Consider the following 6320-nt stretch of genomic DNA (forward strand, 5'->3'; position numbering starts at 1 on the left):
TTGCTTGGCATCATGTGAACGGACCGCCTCGAACCCGAGACGAATTCGGGGTGGACATCTCTTTCGCCCGGTTAGGGAGGCCCAGCTTCGTGGGTACGATCCTCGTCCGCCGACCACCGCGCCGCCCGGGTCCCGACCTGCCGAGCGGCGAGATCACGCTCCAGGAGCCGCCGGAGCTGTCCGAGCCGCAGTCGAGCATGTCGTCGGTCTTCATGTACCTGCCGATGGCGCTCACCTCGATGGCGATGATGATGCTGTTCATCCGTCCCGGCGGCTCCGGCGGCGGCGTCGGCGGGGCGATGCCCTACGTCGCGGGCGGCATGATGCTCACCGGCGCCGTGGCGATGCTCGGCGGCCAGTACCTGCGCACGATGCTGGAGCGCAGACGCGCCCTCAACGACGACCGGCGCGACTACCTGCGCTACCTCAAGCAGATGCGCGCCCGGCTGCGCGACGTGGTCACCGAACAGCGCGACGCCATGCTCTGGCGGGCTCCGCAACCCGACGCCCTGTGGTCGATCGTGCGGACCTCGCGGCTGTGGGAGCGGCGCGCGGACGACGAGGACTTCGCCGAGGTGCGCGTCGGCGTGGGCGAGCAGGCGATGGCCATGACCATCTCGCCGGTCTCGTCCAAACCGGTGGAGGACCTCGAACCCCTCAGCGCGCACGCCCTGCGGCGGTTCATCCGTGCGTACGGCACCGTCGAGGACCAGCCCGTCCAGGTCTACCTGCGCGGCTACGCCCGGCTCTCGCTGCGCGGCGACGAGGCGAGCTGCCGTGCCCTGGTCCGCGCGCTCATCGGTCAACTGGCGGTCTTCCACGCCCACGACGAACTGCGCGTGGCTGTGTGCGCGTCCGCGGAGACCCGCGAGGCGTGGTCGTGGACGAAGTGGCTGCCGCACACCCAGCACCCCACCGAACGCGACGGGGCCGGACCCGCCCGCCTGTTCACCGACAACGCGATCGAACTGGAGCGGCTGCTCGGCGAGGAACTGGCCGACCGCCCGCGCTTCGACCCCTCCGGCGTGCCCAACCGCGAGGAGCCCTACACCGTCATCGTGGTCGACGGAGGCGATGTGCCCGCCGGGTCGCGGCTGCTCGGCGGAGGCTACCGCAACGCCGTCGTCATCGACGTGGTCGATCCCATGCCGCCCGACGACGACCCGTACACCCTGTCCCTGCGGGTGGATGCGGACGAGCTCGTCATGCTCTCGCAGGACCACAGCGGGCGCGCCGTCGAGACCTCCCTCGGCCGCCCCGACGTCCTCAGCCTGACCCGCGCCACCAGCCTGGCCCGTCTGCTCGCCCCCTACCGGATCGGCATGCAGGTCGAGGTCACCGAGCCGCTGACCACCGACTTCGAGCTGACCAGCCTGGTGGGCATCGCCAACCTGCACGACCACGACGCCGAGCGCATGTGGAGCGAGCTGCACCCCAAGAACCGGCTCCGGGTGCCCATCGGCATCAGCGCGGAGGGCGCCCCGCTGGAGCTGGACCTGAAGGAGTCGGCGCTGGGCGGCATGGGACCGCACGGCATGCTCATCGGCGCGACCGGTTCGGGCAAGAGCGAACTGCTGCGCACCCTGGTCCTGGCGCTCGCGCTCACGCACTCGTCCGAGACGCTGAACTTCGTCCTCGTCGACTTCAAGGGCGGTGCGACCTTCATCGGGCTCGACGGCCTGCGGCACACCTCCGCGCTGATCACCAACCTGGCCGACGAGGCCATCCTGGTCGACCGCATGCAGGACGCGCTCAACGGCGAGCTGGTCCGCCGCCAGGAGCAGCTGCGCGCCGCCGGGAACTTCAGCTCCGTCCACGAGTACGAGAAGGCCCGGGAGTCCGACCCCTCCATGGAGCCGATGCCGACCCTGCTGGTCGTCGTCGACGAGTTCAGCGAACTGCTGGCCGCGCACCGGGACTTCATGGACCTGTTCGTCATGATCGGCCGTCTGGGCCGGAGCCTCGGCGTCCACCTGCTGTTGGCCTCCCAACGGCTGGACGAGGGGCGCATGCACCAGTTGGAGGGGCACCTGTCCTACCGGATCGCGCTGCGCACGTTCTCCGCGATCGAGAGCCGCGGCGTCCTCGGCGTCCCCGACGCCCACCAACTGCCGTCGGCGCCCGGCAACGGCTACCTCAAGACCGACACCGAGACCCTCACCCGCTTCAAGGCCGCCTACGTCTCGGGCGCCTACCGGGTTCGACCGCGCACCGCGCACCGGCTGACCGTCGGCAGCGAGGTCGTCCCCTTCATGGACTTCCACGTCCCCCTGCCCGACATCGCACCGCAGGAGCCCGTCGAGGAGGAGCCCCACGAGGAGCCCGACACCCTGCTCGGGACGGCCCTGTCGGCGCTGCACGACCGCGGTCCCACCGCTCGCGAGGTCTGGCTCCCGCCGCTGGACGTGCCGCCCCTGATGGACGAGCTCCAGCGCATGGTGGGTGTCCGGATGCCCGAGGGCGGGCTGGCCTGGACGGACCAGGGGCGGCTGCGCGTCCCGCTCGGCGTCATCGACCGCCCCTTCGAGCACACGCGGCTCCCGCTGGTCGCCGACCTCACCGGCGCGGGCGGCCACGTGGGTGTCGCCGGCGGCCCGCAGAGCGGAAAGAGCACCCTGCTCGCCTCGCTCATCCTCGGCCTGGCGGTGACCAACACCCCTGCCCAGGTGCAGTTCTACGGCATCGACTGCGGCGGCGGCGTCCTCCAGACGCTCAGCTCGCTGCCGCACGTGGGCAGCGTCGCGGCCCGCACGGACGAGCGGCGGATCAACCGCACCGTCATGGAGATGCACGAGCTGGTCACCAGGCGGGAGTCGTTCTTCGCGGAGCACGGCATCGACTCGATGGCGACCTACCGGCGCCGCCGGGCGGCCGGGGAGTTCGCCGACCAGCCCCATGGCGACGTCTTCCTCGTCGTCGACGGCTGGGGCACCATCCGCCAGGACTACGTCGACCTGGTCGCCCCCATCGTCCAGCTCGTACAGCGCGGTCTCAACTACGGCCTGCACGTCGTGGTGGCCTCGCCGCGTTGGGCGGACTTCAACACGGGTGTGCGCGACCTGATGGGCACCCGGTTCGAGCTGCGGCTGGGCGACCCGGTCGACTCCATGGTCCACATGCGCGCCGCCCAGACCGTGCCCCGCACACCGGGCCGCGGGATCACCGAGAGCAAGCACCACTTCCTCACCGGCCTGCCCCGCGCCGACGGGGACGCCGACCCGGTGACCCTCTCGGCGGGCGTGAACGAGCTGACCGAACGGATCCGCGCCGCCTGGGACGGTCCCGAGGCCCCGCCCGTGCGCACGCTGCCCCCCGTCCTGCACGCGGCGGAGATGCCGCCGTCCCAGCTGACCAAGACCGGCGGTCTCAAGATCCCGCTGGGGTTGGAGAGCCGCCGGATGCAGCCGTTCTGGCACGACTTCTCCGCCACCCCGCACCTGCTCGTGGTGGGCGACACCGAGACCGGCAAGACCACCCTGCTCCGGCACATCACCAACGCCATCCGCGAGCACTACGACCCGGCCACCGCCCGCGTGGTCCTGGCCGACCAGCGCCGCCAGCTCTACGACGCCATCCCCGAGGAGATGCGGCTCGGCTACGCGGTCTCGGCCGACAACGTCAAGGAGATGATGGTCGCCGCAGCCCAGGCGATGAAGGCCCGGCTGCCGGGACCGGAGGTCACCCCGGACCGGATCCGCAAGCGCGACTGGTGGACGGGCCCGGAGCTGTTCATCGTCATCGACGACTTCGAGATGGTCTCCGGCGGCAGCGGCCCCAGCCCGCTCACACCGCTGATGCCGATGCTCTCCCAGGGCGCCGAGATCGGTATGCACGTCATCCTCGTGCACGCGGCGGGCGGGTTCTCCCGGGCGAGCACCGACCCCGTGATCCGCTCCCTGATCGACTTCAACACGCCGAGCATCATGCTGTCCGTCCCGCCGTCGGAGGGCATGCTGTTCGGCAACGTCAGGGCGCGGAAGATGCCGCCGGGCCGGGCGCTGTGGATCTCCCGGCGCGACCCGGTCGAGGTTCAGCTGGCCATCGCCGAGGGAGCGGAGGAGTAACGCGCCCCGCACCGGTCCGACGGTCCCGGAGGGCGACGCTCTGGCCCCGGGGCCGTCCGACCGGCTCAGATCATCGGCCGCGGGTCCTCCTCCGGGGTCACCCGCTCGTCCGGGGCGGCCGGGCGCCACCCCCGGGCCCGTCCCAGACGCAGCACCGCGCCGCCCACCCCGCACAGCACGACGACCAGCGCGGAGCCGCCCACCACCGCCATGGTGACCGGCGCCTCCACCGACCCGAGACCGGACGGTCCGGGCACCAGGGCCTCCCCGCCCACCCGTGCCGCCGCCTCCTCCGCGGCCACGGCGGGGTCGGCGGCGAGCGCGCCCAGCGGGTCGATCCGTCCGCTGCCCGCGACCGGGTCCCTCGGCCCCAGGGCGGTGCCGTAGGCGGTCGACATCAGCCGCTCCCGGATCTCGGCCGGGGCCGCGTCCGGTTCCCGGGACATCAGCAGCGCCGCCGCCCCCGCGGCGAACGCGGCGGCCACCCCGTCGCCGCCCGACGTGACGTGGCCCCCGCTGTCCGGCCCCACACTCAGCACACGGTCGCCCGGCGCGGTGACGTCGATCCGCGCCAACGCGCCGCTGGGGAGGATCAGGGGATCGCCCAGCACGACCTCTCCGGCGGCGTCGTGGGCCGCCACGCTCAGCACGGCCGGGTTCTGGGCCGGGTACCCGGGGAACGGGCCGTCGGGGGTGGGCACCGTGGCCGGGGCCACGACGAGCGCGCCCGCCGTGGTCGCCGCGGCCACGGCCTCGTCCAGGGCCCCGGACCCCTGGAAGGCGGCGGTGCCCACCAGGATGACGCGGGCGCCCGCGCCGACGGCCCCGGTGATCCCGGCGGCGATGTCCGCCGGGGAGGCGAGGCCGGTGTCGGCGTCCCCGGTGGGGACCCCGACCACCATCGACTCCGGAGCCACCCCGACCAGGCCGCTGTCCGGGAGAGGGCGCGCCGCGACGACTCCGGCGAGGAAGGTGCCGTACCCCAGGCAGTCGCCGGCGTCGGCGCCCTCGACCGCGCCCGCGAGGGCGGGCACCCCGCCGTCCACGCCGGTGGCCAGGACGGCGACGGACGTCCCGCGTCCCCGGCTCAGCTCGTGGGCGCGGGCCAGGCCGAGGGCCTGCGAGGTCCAGGGCACCCGCGCGACCACGTCCGCGCCGGATGCCGCGCAGGCGTCGTCGGCCCCCTTGAACTGGGTGATCTGCGGCAGTGCCGCGGGCTCGTCCGTCGAGGCCATGGCCGGGGAGGGGGCCAGGCCGAACGCGAGCAGCGCGGCCAGCGCGACGCGGACCGGTCGGGTGGTGTGTGCGGCGCGGCCGGGTGTCGGGCGCTGTCGGTCCATCGGGTTGCTTTCTCGTCCTCGCTCGCGATCCGTGGTGGGGCGGTGTCCGTCAGGTCCAGGCGATCTCCTCCAGGGCCCGCAGACTGGGTGCGGTCGCCTCGGGGGTGTCCGGGGGGACCCGACCGCCGTGGGGGGTGTCGGGTTCGCGGGCGGCCCGGCGCAGGGCCTCCAGCGGGCTCAGGTCCTCACGCCTGCGCTCGACCATCCACCGGATCCAGTGGGACTTGGCGACCGAGCCCCGCGCCTTGGACCGCACCGTGGCCAGGAACGAAGCGGCGTCGTCGGTCTCGGCGGCCCACAGGTACCCGACGAGGTCGCCCTGGACGAGGACCGGCAGGTACCGCACGGCCGACTCGGTGGTCGGGTGGTAGGCGCGCACGTCCAGGGTGAACGGGCTCAGCGGTCCCCAGTCCGGTGCCCGCCCCGGCCCCGCCTCCTCCGCGCGGTCGCGGACCGGCGGGGGAGCGCTCTCGTGCCCGGGGTTGGCGAGCTCGTAGAGGTCGTCGAGGCTCGCCGCGTCCTGTGCGGGGCCGCTGACCGTCCCCGCGACCGGGTCCTCCTGAGCGTCGCGGCAGTGTTCGAGCGCCTGCAGCGCGGTCAGGCCCTGGTCGTGGGCGCGGTGGAGGCGGTCCGACCACACCGCCGCGGCCCGGAGGCGGTCGACGGGCTCGGCGGCGGCCAGAACCATGACGCAGCTCGCCGCCTCCTCCTCCGTGGAGGCCCACAGGTAGGCGATCACCCGGCCGCCCGAGGCTACGGGCTGGTAGCGGATCGGGGTCGACGTGGAATGCGCGTAGTGGCCCGTGCCGTTGCGTGCGGTCTCGGCCATGTGTGGTGTCTCCCATCTGGTTCGCGCGGGAAGGCGGACCTGGCTGTCTTGTGCGGGCTGTGGCGCGCGAGTCATCCGAGATCTCCA

Annotated in this window: 3 protein-coding genes; 1 reads left to right on the forward strand and 2 read right to left on the reverse strand. The window is 73.4% G+C overall.

The features are described 5' to 3' along the window. Positions 1 to 89: 89 nt before the first annotated feature. Complete coding sequence (gene eccCa / locus ACIBFB_RS10070; protein WP_397228335.1) at positions 90 to 4064, forward strand: type VII secretion protein EccCa; 3975 nt, start codon at positions 90 to 92, stop codon at positions 4062 to 4064. Positions 4065 to 4129: 65 nt separating this feature from the next. Here eccCa and ACIBFB_RS10075 read toward each other — a convergent pair whose 3' ends face one another. Together ACIBFB_RS10075 and ACIBFB_RS10080 are read right to left on the reverse strand one after the other, a co-directional pair. Next, positions 4130 to 5404 (reverse strand): S8 family serine peptidase, encoded by a 1275-nt coding sequence (locus ACIBFB_RS10075; RefSeq protein WP_397228337.1) that lies wholly within the window; start codon positions 5402 to 5404, stop codon positions 4130 to 4132. Between the two features lie 49 nt (positions 5405 to 5453). Then, positions 5454 to 6233: a hypothetical protein gene (locus ACIBFB_RS10080; protein WP_397228339.1), complete on the reverse strand. Its 780-nt coding sequence runs from the start codon at positions 6231 to 6233 to the stop codon at positions 5454 to 5456. Between the last annotated feature and the right edge of the window lie 87 nt (positions 6234 to 6320).

The sequence above is a fragment of the Nocardiopsis sp. NPDC050513 genome (assembly GCF_044457925.1).
GTDB lineage: Bacteria > Actinomycetota > Actinomycetes > Streptosporangiales > Streptosporangiaceae > Nocardiopsis.